General features: G+C 56.2%; 13 protein-coding genes. 8 read left to right on the top strand and 5 right to left on the bottom strand.

Translation table 11 applies throughout. The features are described 5' to 3' along the window. Nucleotides 1-49: 49 nt before the first annotated feature. From VEG30_08260 to VEG30_08250, 3 genes are all read right to left on the bottom strand, one after another. A complete protein-coding gene (locus tag VEG30_08260; GenBank protein ID HXZ79907.1) occupies nt 50-949 on the bottom strand; it encodes a response regulator in 900 nt (299 codons plus the stop codon). 921 nt (nt 950-1,870) lie between these two features. Continuing rightward, nucleotides 1,871-2,767 carry a transporter gene (locus VEG30_08255; protein ID HXZ79906.1) on the bottom strand — a complete coding sequence of 299 codons (897 nt, stop codon included), beginning with the start codon at nt 2,765-2,767 and terminating at the stop codon, nt 1,871-1,873. Nucleotides 2,768-3,079: 312 nt separating this feature from the next. Further along, nucleotides 3,080-4,192 (bottom strand): sensor histidine kinase, encoded by a 1,113-nt coding sequence (locus VEG30_08250; GenBank protein HXZ79905.1) that lies wholly within the window; start codon nt 4,190-4,192, stop codon nt 3,080-3,082. Between the two features lie 400 nt (nt 4,193-4,592). Between VEG30_08250 and fdnG the strand changes: the two genes are divergently transcribed. The 6 genes from fdnG to VEG30_08220 all read left to right on the top strand — a co-directional run bounded on the left by fdnG (nt 4,593) and on the right by VEG30_08220 (nt 14,114). Continuing rightward, nucleotides 4,593-7,748 (top strand): formate dehydrogenase-N subunit alpha, encoded by a 3,156-nt coding sequence (gene fdnG, locus VEG30_08245; GenBank protein HXZ79904.1) that lies wholly within the window; start codon nt 4,593-4,595, stop codon nt 7,746-7,748. Between the two features lie 10 nt (nt 7,749-7,758). Beyond that, nucleotides 7,759-8,646 carry a formate dehydrogenase subunit beta gene (fdxH, locus tag VEG30_08240; protein ID HXZ79903.1) on the top strand — a complete coding sequence of 296 codons (888 nt, stop codon included), beginning with the start codon at nt 7,759-7,761 and terminating at the stop codon, nt 8,644-8,646. Beyond that, complete coding sequence (locus tag VEG30_08235; GenBank protein ID HXZ79902.1) at nt 8,633-9,307, top strand: formate dehydrogenase subunit gamma; 675 nt, start codon at nt 8,633-8,635, stop codon at nt 9,305-9,307. Before fdxH ends, VEG30_08235 begins: the two co-directional genes overlap by 14 nt. Nucleotides 9,308-10,024: 717 nt before the next feature. Then, the gene (locus VEG30_08230) at nt 10,025-11,455 is read left to right on the top strand and encodes an FAD-linked oxidase C-terminal domain-containing protein (protein HXZ79901.1); all 1,431 of its coding nucleotides are present in this window, start codon (nt 10,025-10,027) and stop codon (nt 11,453-11,455) included. Continuing rightward, nucleotides 11,455-12,783, top strand: coding sequence for an FAD-binding oxidoreductase (locus tag VEG30_08225; GenBank protein HXZ79900.1), 1,329 nt, complete (start codon nt 11,455-11,457; stop codon nt 12,781-12,783). The genes VEG30_08230 and VEG30_08225 overlap by 1 nt, the downstream gene beginning before the upstream one ends. A 5-nt stretch (nt 12,784-12,788) precedes the next feature. Continuing rightward, nucleotides 12,789-14,114 carry a heterodisulfide reductase-related iron-sulfur binding cluster gene (locus tag VEG30_08220; GenBank protein ID HXZ79899.1) on the top strand — a complete coding sequence of 442 codons (1,326 nt, stop codon included), beginning with the start codon at nt 12,789-12,791 and terminating at the stop codon, nt 14,112-14,114. 88 nt (nt 14,115-14,202) lie between these two features. On the opposite strand, the gene VEG30_08215 is transcribed toward VEG30_08220, so the two are convergent. After that, the gene (locus tag VEG30_08215; GenBank protein HXZ79898.1) at nt 14,203-14,586 is read right to left on the bottom strand and encodes an ACT domain-containing protein; all 384 of its coding nucleotides are present in this window, start codon (nt 14,584-14,586) and stop codon (nt 14,203-14,205) included. Between the two features lie 199 nt (nt 14,587-14,785). Between VEG30_08215 and VEG30_08210 the strand changes: the two genes are divergently transcribed. Continuing rightward, nucleotides 14,786-15,136 (top strand): hypothetical protein, encoded by a 351-nt coding sequence (locus VEG30_08210; GenBank protein HXZ79897.1) that lies wholly within the window; start codon nt 14,786-14,788, stop codon nt 15,134-15,136. A 241-nt stretch (nt 15,137-15,377) separates the two neighbouring features. Then, a complete protein-coding gene (locus VEG30_08205) occupies nt 15,378-15,551 on the top strand; it encodes a DUF1328 domain-containing protein (GenBank protein ID HXZ79896.1) in 174 nt (57 codons plus the stop codon). Nucleotides 15,552-15,703: 152 nt separating this feature from the next. On the opposite strand, the gene VEG30_08200 is transcribed toward VEG30_08205, so the two are convergent. Beyond that, complete coding sequence (locus VEG30_08200) at nt 15,704-16,981, bottom strand: VWA domain-containing protein (GenBank protein HXZ79895.1); 1,278 nt, start codon at nt 16,979-16,981, stop codon at nt 15,704-15,706. Nucleotides 16,982-16,994 lie beyond the last annotated feature (13 nt).

Genomic DNA, 16,994 nt, shown 5'->3' with positions numbered 1-16,994 from the left:
GAAGTTAAGGTCGGGTGGATGAGTACCGGGCCTAGCACAAAAGAGAATCTTAAGCCGCGGATTGAGCAAGGGCTTCCCGCACTACGCCGGTAAGCGCATTCAGAGTGAACGGTTTTTGCAGATACACAACACCGGCTTGCTGTGCTCCATCGCGCAGGACGGCATTATCCGTATAACCTGACATATAGATGGTTTTCAATCCCGGCTGCATTGCAGCGAGCTTCTCCGCTAAGTCAGGTCCGTTCATCCCAGGCATGATTACATCGGTCACCAATAGACTTATTCGCCGGCCCCGCTCGTGGAACAATTGCAGTGCTTCCGTGCCGCTGCGGGCACTAATGACGTGATAGCCGGCCGTTTGCAGAATTTCACAGGCTACATTGCGTACGAAACCCTCGTCTTCGACGAGCAGGATCGTCGGCCTTCGATCTTCCTCTTCGAGCATTGTGCAGAGACCACCTGAATAGACTGAAGTCGCGCAGCTGGGTAGATAAACACGAAACCTCAGGGATCTACCTGGCTCGTTATACTCGCACAGAGTTGCTCCGCCACTGCCAAAGATTTCGCGCGCGATACGAATTCCGGAATCGTCAAAGCCTCGCAGCTTGGGATCGGGATCCAATCCCCAGCGGAGGAGTTCGGCCGCAGGGCGCGAACGAAGGCAGATCATCTCCATCAGCACATACCTGCCCGGGTGCAATGTGGTATTGCTCAAAAGCACCGGCTGTTCCAACTCCAGGTTGGCTGTTTCAATCTCCAATTTTCCGCCAAACGGCATCGCAAGCCTGGCCAGCATGGTCAGTTCCAACGTCGCTTGCTCAAAAGAGGCCAGCTGACCCTCAATCTGGTCCAGCCCGGAGCTATTCATCAAGACAAGTTCAATTCGAGGGCCGAGAATGCGACGGATGCGTTGTTTGAGCGCGGGCAATGCGTTACTGATTTCGACCATAAATAGTTGTGAGCCCCTGAGTGGCGCCTCAATATCGGAAATTCTGCATGCAAACTCGTTACCACTGCGAAACGGTGACTCCCGGGGGCCGATCCTGCGGCACTTCAATCCAAGCGAAGCTGATTCCGTCGTGCGGTTTGCAACAGTGTGGCACGTCGTGATGAGAACACAAATCATTGAAAGCTCAAGTGGTGCATCAAGGCCGCAGGGAATTTCCGTTTGTGGGAATGCATCAACTTCAAGGCATCTGCCGTCTTCCGTGGATCAGCAGGCGTGGGGCTCAATTTGAGGAAGTATTAATTTTCGCTAAGAAAGGCGCTCCAAGAGTTCCGCCGGCTCGGTAGCAGTACGGGGACACTCCGCACTCTCGTCCAGTGATGTACCTTTAAACTGCCGTGTCGAACAGTATTGGCGTGAACCGCTGCATCCTTGCACCTGATCAGGGCACTAGGTCCAGCCGCGCCATCGTCTTTGATCATGATGGAGCTATCGTTTCGCGAGCCCAGCAAGAGTTTCCTCAGATTTCCGTCGCCGGGTCATGTCGAGCACGACCCGGAGCAAATCCTGGTCCCTGGAGCTCCAAGTGGGACGAGCAGCGCTGGCAGCGGCGGGCATCAGCGCCCCGCAGATTCGCTGCCATCGGCATCGGTAATCAGCGTGAGACAGGGATCCTGTGGGAGCGGCAATCCGGACGGCCGGTCAATAACGCTATCGTCTGGCAAAGCCGTATCAGTGCGGGGATTTGCGAGCAGTTGAAGCGGGCTGGCCATGAGGAGCTGATCCGAGCCAATACCGGGTTGGTGTTGGATCCTTATTTCACAGGCTCCAAGATCCAATATCTTTTGAAGGGTGTTTCCGTATTGCGCGGGCAGATTCATCCGCCGAATTCAGACCAGGCCGTCGATCTCTACGCCGCATCGCTTAACGCGAACGCGCCCAGGCGAACGGATGCTCAAAGCTCAAATAGACAATCAAGCCTTTCTCGCCCGCGCTCGGTCCTACTCCGATCGGGAGACCCACTCCGGGAACAACTTGCAGCCCGTTCCTGCAGTTGTACGCCCAGCGTATGCCAGGACTGACATACGCAGTCGGAGAACGTATAGTCTTGCTCGTGCCTATAACGTTTTCAGTTGAGGTCCACACTGTTTCCAGCAAGGCATTAAACCGTTTGGCCGCGAGCCAAACAAATGATTGACCCAGGTTGACGCTCACGGCCGGGGCTGACTGACCCAACGGATTGCGAGACCGCGACACCCATGTAGCTCCGGCGTTCCAGTGCGTTACGAGCCGCTTGTTCAACACGATGCTCACCGGGATATTGGTTTGCAAGCCTATGCCTCCACTGCCCCGTCCGAGCGTGCTGTTGCCAGTGGGCAGCAGCACTGACAGGCGCGGCGCTATCGCCAGTTGTACCTCTCCATTGCCAAGCAGTTGATAGCGATAGTTCACCGCCGTATCTCCCCAGCCTGCGTCGGAGCCGGGGATAGAGCCGGCATGGGCCGCCGCGACCGTTAGACTTAGTTGGTGCTTGAGATTTCGGAGTGGCCACTCGTCCGTCTGCGTGAAAAGCCAGTCGCCGCTGCTCGCCCATCGCTGGAACGTGAAAATGTGCTGAATGACACCGTCTTCCTGGTTATAGGCTTCCTCGACGAGGAAGCTGTTGTCCTGAATTGGGCTATTCTCATCGCTGTTGGGTGAGATGGGTTGGGCCAGGGCGGGTGTTGGAGCCGGATTAGCGTCGGCGTTATCCGAACCGGCCGCGGTCAGGGGAAGGGCCGTGGCTGAGAAGAGCAGGAACAGTAAAAGAAGTCGCGGCATGGCGTACCTCAGGTATGAATTGGCGGAAGATGAACATGAAAATGAATTTCAATTTCATCTGGAGCATACCCTGCCGTTCTTGCGCCGCCTGTGACCCCAATCACGATGTTGGGTGACGATGCGACTGCTGCCGGTGAAGCTCATGCGCATCCAAAGCCACCCGCTCTCTTCTCCGTCAAAGATGCGCCGCCCTCCATCCGCCAAAGGAGGGCGAAGGGTAAGGCCCTTATGGTCCTCTCGTGGCCTTCGGAGGGCCGAGAGCGCATCTAAAGACTCGGGGTGACAACTGGTTGCTGGTGTCTAGGTATGACTTCAGGCGGAGATGCGCGCACTCCCCATGTCCTCGGCCTGCTGGGTAGATGCCACTGACTTGATTATCGGCAGACGCGCTACAATGACCGTCCCCTTGCGACCGCTGTTGGAGTTAATTTCCAGACTCCCGCCCAGCTGGTGCAGCCTTTCGCGCATTCCCCGAATCCCGACGCCGGTCGATCCAGCCGAGTTCATCTCCGCCTGCTTGTCTGGCGGAATTCCTTTTCCCACGTCCTCAACCTCGAGTCCGACCTCGTTTGCAGAGCGAGTCAGGCGGACCCGGGCACTGGGACTGTTTGAGTGACGGTGGATGTTGATGAGCGCTTCCTGCACCACACGAAAAATTGCAGTCTCCTGTTCCCGAGGTAGCCGACCGAAGTCCTTGGGGAGGTCCAAGTCGACGGCCAGGCCGCTGCGTTGCGCGAAGCCTTCGGTATACATACGAAGCGCGGCCGGCAGCCCTGCCTCGTCAAGTAGGGGCGGATACAGCAGGTGTGAAATCGTGCGGACCTCCCGATTCATCTCTTGCACCAGGTCAGCACTATCTTTGATTGTCCCTGCGGTCTGCACCAATCTGGCGATATCGTTCTCCACCGTGGAGAGATTGATGGTCAGGGCAGCCAGCATCTGTCCTACGCTGTCGTGCAATTCACGCGCGATACGTCGCCTCTCGTCATCCTGCAATTGCAGCAGTCTTGCAGTCAGTTCCCGGAGACTCTGATTAGCTTTGTCAAGTTCCAAGGTACGTTCTGTAACCCGTTTCTCCAACGTTCCTAAGTCGAAGTGCAGACGTACAGTATCCCGACGATGCTTTTCTCCCATAAGAACGATCACAACTGACATGAGGAAGAACAGTGCCATACCAGTTGTGGATGAAGAGCTAGCAGGGAAGAGGGAGCGGGGTACCGCGACCCAGTACTGCCCAAACATTCCCACCACGATAGCCGCCATGGAAGGTCCAACCCCGCAATAGAGAGCAGCGAAAGTTACTGCCGGAAGCAGTGTGATGAAAGGGAGGGAGGAGCCAATAAGAGGGGTGAGTGCCCAGCGCAAGACTAGAGCCACGCCGACCGCTGAAATAGCCAGGGCATAGCGTGTGGAGGTCCTCTTCAAGATTCGCCGGGAGAGAGTATCGTCAGAGCTCAGGTCAGGTATCCTCCGCATCTCAGAAATCGAAGCGGCGCAACGATCCGGAACACCGGCACATCGCCGTAATGCTACTGAGGTTCCTGCAAGGATACATGAAGGAGCAAGCCTAGTGGAAATCGGCCTACGATACTGGCAAATAGACTTGCATCAGCGCCCTTTCAAGGACGCTGGTGCACCCGGGAAGACTTTGTGCTAGCATTACCTGCTTCAGTCGGTTGGAAAAAAGCTGTTCCGGGGTGAGGAACGTGGCACTACCTGGCGGCATTTTCTCCATTGGCTTTATCTATCCTCTTCAGTTGCTATTTCCCTTCGTTTCACTTGTTCCGTCACTATCTGTCTCAACCTCCCAGGAGACATGTCGATCATGAATTTCAATCGCCGAGATTTCATCAAAGTCGGAGCCGGCGGCGCTGCCGCTTCCATCTTGGGTTTCGATCTGCAGCCTGCGTATGCCCAGGTCCAGGAGTTGAAGATCGCGCGCACCACCGAAACGCATTCCACTTGCCCGTATTGTTCTGTGAGCTGCGGAGTCATCATCCACACGATTGGTGACAAGGCCAAGAACGTAACGGCTCAAGTGGTGCATGTTGAGGGCGATCCCGACCATCCCATCAATCGTGGAACGCTGTGTCCGAAAGGAGCATCGCTTTACCAGGACATCCTGAATGACCGCCGCCTGCTGAAACCGCAAGTAAGGCGGCCCGGTTCGGATCACTGGGAAGATATCTCCTGGGATCAGGCGATTGACGAGGTCGGCCACTGGGTGAAGAAGACCCGCGACGCGACATTCGTTGATCAGGACGCCCAGGGTCGTACCGTCAACCGCTGCGAGAGTATCGCGTTTATGGGCGGTTGCACCGACACCAACGAGTTCAACTGGCTGGTCGTAAAAGCCATGCGCAGCCTGGGGGTCTGCTACATCGAAAACCAGGCACGGGTTTGACACGGCCCCACGGTCTCAAGTTTGGGACCAACATTCGGACGTGGGGCAATGACGAACGGCTGGATCGACATCAAGAACACCGACATGATGTTGATCATGGGTGGGAATCCAGCGGAGAACCATCCTTGCGGATTCAAGTGGCCGGTTGAAGCAAAGCGCACTCGCAACGCCAAAATGATTGTGGTGGATCCGCGCTACACGCGGACGGCCGCAGTCAGCGATTTGTTCCTGCAGATCCGGGCGGGAGCGGACATTGCACTGCTCGGCGTGTTCATCAACTACCTTCTGCAGAACAACCGCGTCCACCACGATTACCTCGTCAACTACACCAATGCATCTTTCATTATTAAAGAAGGCTTCAAGCTTCCCGAGGACGGTCTCTATTCGGGTTGGGATCCAGAAAAGCGCAACTATGACCGGACAACCTGGAACTACGAAGCCGCGGGTGGAGCAGCGACGCCGTCGAATCCAAAGGCTCCTCACGGGTACCAGGCGGCCACCCCACCGCCGCCGGCATTGCCAGAGAACATTGCCTACGATGTAACACTCCAGCATCCGCGCTGCGTATATCAATTGCTGAAGCAGCAGTACTCACGCTATACGCCGGAGGTCGTGGAGCGCATCACGGGCATTCCCAAGGATCAATTCCTGAAGGCAGCCGACCTGTTCACATCCATCCGCAAGGACGGCGATACCAGGAAGGTGGGGACCATCATCTATGCCGTCGGATGGACGCAGCACAGCTCCGGAACACAGACGATTCGCGCCGCCTGCATGCTGCAGCTGCTGCTAGGCAACATAGGGCGGGCAGGAGGAGGAGTGAACGCCCTGCGCGGACACTCGAACATTCAGGGTGCTACTGACATGGCGGGTGTATTCGACCTGCTTCCCGGCTACCTGAAAGTTCCGAACCCGAACGATGTCGACCTGAAGACTTATCTCAGCCGCGTGACCGTAAAACCGGCAAAGCCACACGAGTGGGACTCCTTCAACTACTGGTCGAATAGTCCACGCTTTGCAGTCTCACTGTTGAAGGCGCTTTACGGGGACGCGGCACAGAAGGAAAGCGATTTCTGTTTCAACTACCTGCCGAAGATTGACCGTAATTACTCAGTCACCGAAATCTGGGACGGAATGTATGCGGGCAAGGTGAAGGGGCTAATGGCGTTTGGCATGAACGGCGTCGCCATCGGACCGAACTCCGAGAAGAACATCGCCGCCCTGAGAAAGTCCGATTGGCTGGTGGTCTGCGAAATCTATCCCGACGAAACCAGCGAATTCTGGCGTGCACCCGGTACCACGCCCGAGCAGATGAAGCAGATTAACACGACTGTTTACCGCTTGCCAGGTGCGGGTTTCGCAGAAAAGGACGGTACTTTCGTCAACTCTGCCCGCTGGCTGCAATGGAAGTACGTTGCGGTGCCCCCGCCAGGGGAAGCCAAGCTGGACCAGGAAATCCTGGCACGCATTTTCCTGAAAGTACGCGAGCTATATCAGAAGGAAGGCGGCAAATTCCCGGATCCGATTCTAAATGCCTCCTGGAAGTACACGACTCCTCTCAATCCGTCACTGGCGGAAATTGCGAAAGAACTGAACGGAAAGGCACTGGCGGATGTTACAGATCCTGCCACAAACACTACGATCAAAGCCGGACAGCAGCTGCCCGGGTTCGCGTTCTTGCGGGATGACGGATCAACGCTGTGTGGCAATTGGTTGTTCTCCGGCTCCTGGACCGAAGCCGGACCTATGCTCCAGCGGCGGGGAACGGACGATCCGTCCGGCTTGGGAATTTATCCTAACTGGGCGTGGTCGTGGCCGGCGAACCGCCGGGTGATGTACAACCGGGCGTCGTGCGACCTGAATGGTAAGCCCTGGGATCCTACACGGCGGCAAATCTGGTGGGACGACAAAGCCCAGAAGTGGGTAGGCAACGACGTTCCTGACTTCAAGCCAGATTCCAAGCCGGCCGATCACATGGGTCCCTTCATTATGAATCCGGAAGGGGTGGCTCGACTGTTCGTTCCCATCGGTGCGGTAGCTGACGGTCCGTTCCCTGAGCACTACGAAGTTTTCGAGAGCCCAACCGAAAACATCCTTCACCCGCAGCAAAGCCATAACCCGATCGCAAAGCAGTTCAAGTCGGCGGAGGATAAGTACGGCACGCCGGCCCAGGGTTATGACATCGTCTGCACCACTTATCGGCTGACCGAACACTATCACTACTGGACCAAGAACAACCCCATGAACGTGCAGCTGGTTCCCGAGCCGTTTGTTGAGATACCAGTAGAACTGGCGGAGAAACTCGGCATTCGAGGGGGCGAAAAGGTCAAGGTGACCAGCGCGCGCAGCGACTACATTGCGAAAGCCATGGTGACTCGCCGCATCCGGCCAATGCAAATCAATGGCAAAACCACTTATCAGATCGGGATACCGATTCATTGGGGCTACAGGGGCATTGCTGAGGACGAGGGCAAGACGGCTCGCACGCTGGCCAACCAGCTTTCGCCTGCAGTGATTGATCCCAACGCCTACACACCAGAGTTCAAGGGCTTTTTGGTGAAACTCGAGAGAGTCTAGGGAGGGGTCGATGGCAGCAGGAACACTCCAAGTTAAGGCGATCTCGGGTCACGCCGGACCGGTGCCCGGACGCGATGCTTCGCGCGAGTACGACGTTTGCAAGCTGATCGATGTGACCACCTGCATCGGTTGCAAGGCTTGTGAGGTGGCCTGCGTGGAGTGGAATGGATACCCCTTCCGCCCCACAACCTTCGACAACACGTATCAGACAATGCCGGACACGGCCTGGAACTACTGGAACCTGATTCGTTTCAATGAGCACACCGAGGCGGATGGGACTTTCCAGTGGCTGATGCGCAAGGACCAGTGCATGCATTGCGAACAGCCTGGATGCCTGGAGGCATGCCCGGCGAACGGCGCAATTGTGCAATACGCCAACGGTATTGTCGATTTCAATCAGGAGAACTGCATTGGCTGCCAGTATTGCGTGACCGGCTGCCCATTCAACATTCCCAAATTCAATCCAGAGACGAAGAAGGTATTTAAGTGCACGCTATGCTCGGATCGGGTCTCCGCAGGGTTGGAACCAGCGTGCATCAAGACTTGTCCCACCGGTTGCCTGCATTTCGGCAGCAAAGAAGACATGAAGATGCTGGCGGAGCAGCGGGCGAAGCAATTGCGGGAACACACTTCCTTTAAGGATGCCGGAGTTTATGATCCCGATGGCGTCGGCGGCACGCATGTGATTTACGTCCTGCACGACATCAAGAACCCAGAAAAATATGGCGGCCTCCCCGCGAATCCACGCATTCCTTTCCTGGTCAAAGTGTGGAAGGGGCCGCTGAAGTGGCTCGGTGGGCTGGCAATGTTTTTTGGTGTGGTCGGAGTAGCACTCCACTACCTGCGTTATGGACCCAAGGAAGCAGAGATGCGGGAGACAGAAGATGCCAAACGGTAAAGAAGCGCATTTGCATGTAGGACCGAAGGAGCATCAAATCCTTCGCTATACGCCCGAAGAACGCGTCTGCCATTGGTTCACAGCGGGAACCTACGTGTACTGCATGGTGACCGGCTTAGCCTTGTTCACGCCATACTTGTATTGGCTGGCATTCGTGGTGGGTGGCGGTCCGACCGCGCGTTTCTGGCATCCGATCATCGGCATTCTCTTTGTGGTGGGGATCTTCTGGATGCACATGCTCTGGCGCGACGAATTCAATCTCAGCTCAGAGGATCGCATCTGGCTGGATAAGGTGAAGTATTACGTCAAGAACGAGGACGATCTGCTGCCGCCTCAGGGCAAGTATGATGCCGGTCAGAAAATTTATTACTGGGGCATGTTTTACGGCTCAATCCTACTGATCTTGTCGGGTCTGGTGATGTGGGCGCCGGAGTACGTCCCGAGGGGTTGGCATTGGGCTCTGCCGTTAGTAGCCTTTGTGCACGAAGGCGCAGCCCTCATCACCATCGGCGCGATCATCCTTCATGTGTACATGGCTGTCTTTACGGTCCCCGGAAGTGTGACAGCGATGACCACGGGCTACGTCTCCCGTGGGTGGGCAATGCTGCATGCCCGGCTCTGGTACGACAAAGTCGAGAGTGGAGCGGTAAGAAGGACCTAGGCCGGCTGAATGAGAGACGCCGTTCTGTAAAAGCGCTCGATCGCACAAATAGCGCTTACATCACCGCCACCCTGCATCTAATACATTAACAATAGGAGCACACGGCTGTGTGCTGGCCAGGATTGGGCTGCTTTGCTGGGGGGCGCCTGTGATTACGGAAGTTCGAGTATGGGCTTTGGGTGCTTTGCTGATCGTCGGTACGGGCGTCGCAGGCGGAAGGCAAGCTCTTTCCCAGAGCGGTTCCGGAAAACAGCAGCAACGCTCTCAGACCGAGACCCTGTGCACCTCCTTTCCCAACTACAGCTGCGTGGAGGTGTATGTAGGACCGACAAGACCCGCAGCCGTAGGTCAAGCGGACACTAGTGGAGCGACATCGCCGCAGAAAAATCCTACATCGGAGCAGTCGAACAACGAAATCGTTTGCACGCCATTTCCCCAGTACAGCTGTACTGAAATTTACTTGGGCGAAGAGGGAAGAAGCCAGACGCCGGAACTCCCAATTACAGAGTCTGTCGGATCCGGACCAGGGTCGCAGAAACGGCCGCAGACGATGACGGAATGTATGGTGTTTCCGCAATACAGTTGCACCGAGGTATACGTTGGGCCCAACCCCACGAGCCCAATCCGGAAGGAAACCCGCTAGGAATTTACTGATCTCCTTTCTTTCTGTACGCCGAAGGCGGTGCTAGATTTAGGGTGGAGTAGTCGGCCAACCCCATGCAGCTCTCCAAACTGGCAAGAAAATTGAAACAGATCGTCGGTCCCGATGGCGTGCTCGACCGCCGTGAGGACGTGTCCCTCTATGAATATGACGCCGGCCTGGCTAAGGGTCGGGCGGAACTGGTGGTACTCCCGCGGAGCACACCGGAGGTCTCGCGGATTGCACGTTTAGCCAGTGAGGTCGGGGTGGCCATCGTTCCCCGGGGAGCGGGGACAGGCCTGAGCGGCGGTTCCGTTCCACGGCAGGGCGGCATCGTGATGGTCTTCTCGCGGATGACTAGGATCCTGGAGATCGATGCATCAAACCGGCGCGCGGTCGTAGAACCAGGCGTAGTGAACCTGGAGCTATCACAAGCAACGGCGAAGCACGGCTTGTACTTCGCTCCCGATCCCTCGAGCCAGAAGGCATCCACGATCGGGGGCAATGTTGCAGAGAATTCCGGGGGGCCGCACACTCTGTTGTATGGCGTAACGGTGAATCATGTCACTGGCCTGGAGGTGGTCCTGGCCGACGGCAGGGTTGTCGAATTGGGAGGCAAAGCGGCGGATAGTCTGGGTTATGACCTCACCGGTTTTTTTGTGGGCTCAGAGGGGACGCTCGGTATTGTCACCCGCATTACGGTGAAGCTATCGCCTATCGCCGAGTCTGTTGCCACGCTACTCGCGATTTTCAACACGATTGATGATGCGGCCCGGACGGTGACGTCGTTGACCGCAGAAGGAATCACGCCGTCGGCGCTGGAGATGCTGGATGGCTGGACGCTTCGAACCGTCGAAGAAGCCACCCACGCGGGATACCCGCTGGATTCGGGCGCAGTGCTGCTGATTGAGCTGGAGGGGCTGCGCGAGGAAGTGGAAGAGCAGGCTGAGGCGGTGAAGACGGTCTGCGATCGCAATCACGCGCGTGAAGTTCGGCGTGCGAAGAGCGAACAGCAACGCCAGCTCTTGTGGATGGGGCGGAAGAATGCCTTTGCCGCCATCGGACGGATCAGTCCTTCCTACTACACGCAGGATGGTGTAGTGCCCCGTACCAAAATTCCAGAGGTGCTCGAGTTTATCGCAGGCGTATCCGAGAAATATGGGTTGCGGATTGGGAATATTTTTCACGCCGGCGACGGCAATCTCCATCCGGCAATCCTGTTTGATATTCGCGATCCGGTGCAAATCGCGAAAACACACGCCGCCGGCGCAGACATTCTGAAGCGCTGCGTGGAAATGGGAGGGTCAATTACTGGCGAGCATGGTGTAGGCATGGAAAAGAACGAGCTCATGTCGATGCTGTTCTCGGATCAGGACCTGGAGATAATGAGGCGGCTGCATGATGCGTTTAACCCAAAGGGGGTGCTAAATCCGCAGAAAGTATTTCCCACGCCGCGAAGCTGCAGAGAAGGAATCGTGTCGAGACGGCCTCTGCCAGAGATGGTGTAATGACAACAGCAGCCTTGACTTCCAGGATTGCCCATGAGCTGGCAGGGATAGCAGGAGAAACATTTGTCTGCCAGGACCCGGCTGAACTGGAAAAGCTTTCCGTGGACAATGCGCCGCCAGGGATCGCAGTTTCGCCGGGGTCAGCGGAGGAGGTCGCTGAGGTTCTGCGATTGGCGAATCGCGAAGGCCTTGTCGTGGTACCGGCTGGTGGTGGTACACAGCAAGGTATTGGGCGGCCGCCACAGAAGATCGACATCATGCTCAGAACTTCACGGCTGGATGATATCGGGCACTACGATCCGGGAGACCTGACGATCGGAGTCGGCGCAGGCACGACAGTGAGCTCTCTGCGAAGCCTAGCAGCGGATCACAGACAGCTATTTCCGCTGGACATCGCGCGGGCCGACATAGCAACGATCGGCGGAACAATGGCGACCGCAGCGCATAGCGCTGAAAGGCAAAGTTATGGTGCCATCCGAGACTTCTGCATTGGAGTGAAATTCGTAACGGGAGATGGAAAAATCGCGAAGGGTGGCGGGCGTGTAGTTAAGAATGTCGCGGGCTTTGACCTGATGAAGCTGATGATCGGCAGCTTTGGCACTCTAGGTGTGATCGTTTCAGCCAGCTTCAAAGTTTTTCCTGCTCCAGCCCTGACCCGAACATTTGTAGGTGTTTTCGACAATCACGAGGGGGCGATAGCTTTTCGCGAGGCCGTGCTGCAGTCGCCCCTTTCACCGCTATGCCTGGAGCTTGTGTCGCCGAAAGCGCAGGTTCATTTAGGCGAAAATGCCGTGAGTGGTCGCTGGAGCGTGTTGGTGCGCGCGGGAGGAAGCGAGCGGGTGCACGCGCGATATCGCAATGAGTTGGGATCGAGAATTGCCCGGGAGTTGGAGGGAGCGGAGGAAGCGCGAACGTGGCGGGCGGTTGCCGAATTTCCAACCTCAGTCGCCCGCCAGGATGGTGTGAGCGTCGTGCTGAACGTGAGCCTCACAACCCATTCGATCGGAGAGATGCTTGTCGCAGCGCAGAGAGCCGCGGAGAAAAATGGACTCGTCGTAGCTGTGATTGGACGAGTGGGAGTGGGCTCGATGCTAGTAGCATTTTTATCTCCGTCTGCGGCCGATTGTAGTTCGTTCGCGAACGCAATTACCGATTTCCGCGATCAACTGCCGAGGGATGCGTCGGCGTTCGTGTTGCACTGTCCGACCAATTTCAAGTCCAAGCTGGATGTCTGGGGAACAAGTCCTACGGATATTGCTGCAATGCGGATAGTGAAGAATGCGTTAGATCCGAACGGCATTCTGAATCGTGGGAGATTTCTATTCTGAGCCCAGTGCCTCAAGAAGCGGCGAAGCAAGTCCAAGAACCGCAGGTTATCCGTCCCTCTAATTTCACTACCGGGGATCGACCTACATGGGAGCTCTATTCCACCTGTATTCATTGCGGCCTTTGCCTGCAACAATGCCCGACCTATCGGATTCTCGGATTGGAAGCGGATTCCCCACGGGGTCGCATCTACCAGGTACTACAGGTTGATGCCGGGGAGTTAGCGATCGGAAATTCGTTCGTTCAGCATATCGATCGTTGCCTGGGTTGCCTGGCCTGCCAGACAGCGTGCCCCTCCGGCGTGCACTACGGACGCATCGTGGAGCGTGCGCGTGCAGAGATTGAAGAGAATTACCCCAGATCCTGGATGCGGCGAACGATTCGTGACTATGTCTATAGGGTGATGCTGACCCGGTACGATGTGATGAGGCGTTGGGCGAAGGCATTGCGGTTGTATCAGGTATCGGGATTACAGCGGCTGGTGCGCGTCAGCGGACTGCTGCACATTTTGGGGCTGGCAAGCCTGGAATCGTTGGCGCCGACAATCGACCGAGAATTTTTTCTCGATGAGCTGGGCATGACATTTCCCGCCCGAGGAGAACAGAAAGCTAAAGTTGCTCTGCTGGCGGGCTGCATTGCGAGCGTGGCTTTTTCCGAGTTGAATCGTGCTGCGGTGCGTGTGCTGGTGGAAAACGGCGTTACCGTGGTCGTGAGCGAGGGCCAGGGATGTTGCGGTGCGCTTCACGCGCACGCCGGCTACCGCGAGCAAGCTCGCGCATTGGCACGGAGGAATATCGACGCGATGCTCGGCGAATCCGTCGATGCCATCGTGAGCAATGCGGCGGGATGCGGAGCTGCTCTCAAGGAATATCGTGAGCTGCTCGAGCAGGATACAGAGTATGTCGTGAAAGCGGCTGAATTTGCGGCGAGAGTGAAAGATATCTCGGAGTTCCTGGTAGAGCTGGGGGTCCGTCCTGTAAAGAAGCGCGCCGGGAAGAAAATAACCTATCAGGATCCTTGCCATCTCGCGCACGCACAGAGGATTCGCTCGGCTCCGCGCCAGTTGTTGCAGGCGATAGGAGCAGAGCTGGTCGAGATGCCACATTCCGATTACTGTTGTGGCAGCGCAGGAACCTACAACGTGGTCGAAAATGAATTGTCGATGAAGATCCTTGAGGCCAAGATGGATGATATCTGCGGGACTGATGCTGAAATCATCGCGACCGCGAACGTGGGCTGCATGCTGCAATTGGGATTAGGAGTGAAATTACGAGGAACGAAGCAGCGGGTCGCACACGTAATCGAACTGCTGGACGAGGCATATCGCGAATGATAGGCAGAACAAGCCTCCGGCTAGGTATTCAGAAAAGACTTCCCGAGGCCGAGTCAGGCACCAAAGCCTGGCGAGCTGATCGCTGTTTTCAAATTAGCTTCTCTGCCTTGGCTATGTCGTGCACTCCCACTACGATGAGCGCACGCTCGCTACCCTTCACGATCGAGCCGTAGGCGTACTCCACGTTCACTCCCGCTTCGGCAAGCTTTCTCATAATACGTCCGAGAGCTCCCGGACGGTCGGTAACCCGCACCGCAATCGCGTCCTCTTCCTCGAAAGGAATCCGGATTTCTTCAAGGACCCTTCGAGCAACAGCCAGCGGAGTGGCCAGCAGACGAATGCCACCCTGGCTTTCCTGAGAGGCCATAACTGCTGTGATGTTGACAGCCCGCTTGGCCAGTTCCGAACAAATCGTCGCGAGCATGCCAGGTTTGTTTTCTACCTGAATTCTGAGTTGGACCACACGTGCCATTTTCTGTCCTATGACATCAGCGAGATTGGGAACTGAATATTACAGCGGACGGGAGCACTTTGTAACCTGCGTGTGTACAGCAAATTCTGTTGCTAATTACGCAGTGCACAGGATTTACCGCGCCGCGCCTGCGGCCTAGAGTCTGGCTGTGGAGCATCTGGAACTAGAAACCAAACCATAGAAATCAGATTGGTGAGAGATGGACATCCGCCGAAAAAAGAAGGATTTTCCTACAGTACAGACGTTCTCACGCATAGTGGATGTGATTTCCTTTGCTGAGCACCTGGAAGAGCTCACAGCGGAAGAGGCGAAAGCGATCACCGACCGGCTCTGCAAGCTACCGCGTAATTCCGAGAATCCGATGAGTCTGGAGGAGATTATCTTTTGGGCAGGAATAGCCACCGGCATGGACATATTTCGGAACATGTCTGAAGACCGCATCGATTACAGCGTAGGAGAAAGGATTTTTCACTATTCGTCCCTTTTTGCATGCTCGACTAAGAACGTGGTCGTGGATTTGACGCTCGACAGCTTGGAGGCTGTGAAATAAGTCGGGTCCCTCGCCCCGATTTGTAGTCTGGAATAAAGTAATCTCTCAGAATCCAGTAATCTGTCAGAAACCCATAGTTCTTTAGTTCCATTCGACTTGATGCCTTCCGCAGATTAGATAGCTCTACCAGCATTCCTCGCCGATTTACAGGTTATCCCGGATAGCGACTTGCGGCAGGCACGGTTAGCGTAGACGTGACTGGATGTGATGCCCCCGGAAGTGGGGCGCCGCAGGAGGCACTATGCTGTATTGGGCTTTAGTGTTTTTGGTCATCGCGATTATCGCTGCAGTGTTTGGGTTCGGCGGCGTAGCAGTTGCGGCGGCTGGAATCGCTAAGATTCTGTTTTACCTGTTCCTGGTGGTCTTTCTGATCACCTTGATTATGGGATTGTCTCGGCGCGGCACGAGCGTTTAATCCTCATATAGCTCTGGCCGTCTGCAGTCTCTTTCTGATCGGGGGCTAGAGAGAAAGTTTGCTGCGCTCCGAATAACCGGCTGCTCTCAAACCCTAGAGTAGCCGGTTTCTCTTTGCATCAATCCTACACAAGCCGCACAGAGGGTAGGGTTTCACTGAGAGGATGCGTTTGCCTGCTCGCGTCCCGCATAGTACCCGGTTCGTGTGCGCACGAGCAATCGCTTCGACCCGGCATTGCGAGCCTCGACGCGAATTGATCGGTATCCGCCGAGTTCCATAGGACGAGAGGGTCGATAGCCGATGACGTACTGGTTGCGGATGTCATGAGCCACGATACGGCCTATATTGTCGATTTCGCTCACATCCTGCGGAAAGAAAGCCAAGCCCCCACTTGCGTCAGCTACTGCTTGCAGATCGCGCCGCGCCCGCAATTGCTTATCGGTGGGTTTGTCGGTTTGCCCGCCAAACAGACCGATGGCATAAACCGTGGGGCCATTCTCCTGTTGCAGCTCCGCCAGAACATCCTTCAGAGTCTCGCGGCTTACGTTGTCTTCTCCGTCAGTAACCACAAACAGAACGCGTTTATTGATCTGAGCTTCTTTCACATGATCCGCGGATAAGCGCATGGCGTCGTACAGTGCTGTACCGCCACGCGACTGGACCTGATCCAATGCCCTCTGGAGTTCCCCAACATTGGAGGTGAAGTCCTGATCCAGATAGGCTTCGCGTCCAAAATTGACAACAAATACCTGATCTTTCGGGTTGATCGCACGAACCAGATCGATGGCTGCACGATTAACCCGGGGCCGCTTGTCCCGCATTGACCCGGAGTTGTCGATCACGATTCCCAATGCGATGGGAACTTCTTCGCGGCGGAATGACGTGATGGTCTGAGGCTTTCCGTCTTCGTAAACAGTGAAAGCGCCACGCTCGAGGTCGGTAATCAGCCTGCGCTGCTCGTCGGACACGGTAGCGTGCAGAACGACTTCCTCCACCTGTTTCCTAAAGACATATTGCGTTCCTTCACCGGTCGTGTCTGGGGTTTGCGGAACCTCTGGAGTCATACCAGGGGTGTCTTGAGGTTGGGACGGGGCGGGAGAAGGCTGTCCAGCATTGGCCGGCGATTGAGGGCTGCCGCCGATTGATTGGGCCGGAACTGGTGCTGGGTTGGTCGTCGTTCCAGTCCCCGGCTGGGAGGTCGCAGGTTGGGCGGTTCCTGATTGCATGGAGCCTGGAGATGCGACCGACGGAGTCGTTCCAGGTGGCTGCTGGGAAACAGCCTGAGGCGCGGCTTGAGCGGGTGCGGGATAGCTCGGGCTGCCATTTCCGGTCTGTGCAATCAAGGACACTGAACTAAGAAGAGTCAGTAGCAGCAAGATCAGAATTTGCTGGCCACCGGTGCTGCTGCCGGCTTCGCGCAGGTTTGCCATAGCTTTCTCCTCG

The organism is Terriglobales bacterium (assembly GCA_035624455.1).
Classification (GTDB): domain Bacteria; phylum Acidobacteriota; class Terriglobia; order Terriglobales; family Acidobacteriaceae; genus DASPRM01.
This window is presented reverse-complemented; position numbering and strand designations above follow the sequence as displayed.

Excerpts from the sequence above, each read along its gene's own strand:
- VEG30_08260 (HXZ79907.1), bottom strand. The coding sequence starts at position 949 with ATGGTCGAAATCAGTAACGCATTGCCCGCGCTCAAACAACGCATCCGT.
- VEG30_08255 (HXZ79906.1), bottom strand. The coding sequence starts at position 2,767 with ATGCCGCGACTTCTTTTACTGTTCCTGCTCTTCTCAGCCACGGCCCTT.
- fdxH (HXZ79903.1), top strand. The coding sequence starts at position 7,759 with ATGGCAGCAGGAACACTCCAAGTTAAGGCGATCTCGGGTCACGCCGGA.
- VEG30_08235 (HXZ79902.1), top strand. The coding sequence starts at position 8,633 with ATGCCAAACGGTAAAGAAGCGCATTTGCATGTAGGACCGAAGGAGCAT.
- VEG30_08230 (HXZ79901.1), top strand. The coding sequence starts at position 10,025 with ATGCAGCTCTCCAAACTGGCAAGAAAATTGAAACAGATCGTCGGTCCC.
- VEG30_08225 (HXZ79900.1), top strand. The coding sequence starts at position 11,455 with ATGACAACAGCAGCCTTGACTTCCAGGATTGCCCATGAGCTGGCAGGG.
- VEG30_08215 (HXZ79898.1), bottom strand. The coding sequence starts at position 14,586 with ATGGCACGTGTGGTCCAACTCAGAATTCAGGTAGAAAACAAACCTGGC.
- VEG30_08210 (HXZ79897.1), top strand. The coding sequence starts at position 14,786 with ATGGACATCCGCCGAAAAAAGAAGGATTTTCCTACAGTACAGACGTTC.
- VEG30_08205 (HXZ79896.1), top strand. The coding sequence starts at position 15,378 with ATGCTGTATTGGGCTTTAGTGTTTTTGGTCATCGCGATTATCGCTGCA.
- VEG30_08200 (HXZ79895.1), bottom strand. The coding sequence starts at position 16,981 with ATGGCAAACCTGCGCGAAGCCGGCAGCAGCACCGGTGGCCAGCAAATT.